The sequence below is a fragment of the Pseudoalteromonas sp. S1727 genome (assembly GCF_005886375.1).
In the GTDB taxonomy this organism is placed as follows: Bacteria; Pseudomonadota; Gammaproteobacteria; order Enterobacterales; family Alteromonadaceae; genus Pseudoalteromonas; species Pseudoalteromonas haloplanktis.
The window spans coordinates 1-406 of record NZ_PNDT01000201.1; the positions used below are offsets into that span (position 1 = coordinate 1).

At 48.5% G+C, this 406-nt stretch carries 1 protein-coding gene; it reads right to left on the reverse strand.

Going from position 1 to position 406, the window contains the following annotated elements:
* Positions 1 to 406 (reverse strand): L-arabinose isomerase family protein (locus CWB85_RS21620; RefSeq protein ID WP_502705324.1); only part of this gene is annotated, 406 nt, incomplete at both ends.

The following is a 406-nucleotide window of genomic DNA, read 5'->3' on the forward strand; positions in this document are numbered from 1 at the left end:
TCAGTGACGGTATCAACAACTTTAACGAGCTCCGCTACGCCAAAGGCATGTACTTCATAACCAAACGTGATTTGTGCTGATACTTTGTTACCTTCAGTAACTGCAACTTGGCGCATGTTATCGCCAAAACGTGCCACTTTAAGTGTCTGGCTTTCAGCCCACCCTTTTGCTGCGCGGCACCAATCATCAATTTGCTTCTGTACGTCAGCGCGTTGCCAGTGACCTGCAACCACTTTGCGCTCTTTGCGCATCACAGTGCCGATAAAACCAAACTCACGATCACCGTGGGCACTTTGGTGCGTATTCATGTAGTTCATATCAATATCAGCCCACGGTAACGCGGCATTGAATTGCGTATGAAGGTGAAGCCAAGGTTTACGCAGCTCGTTTAACCCGGCAATCCACA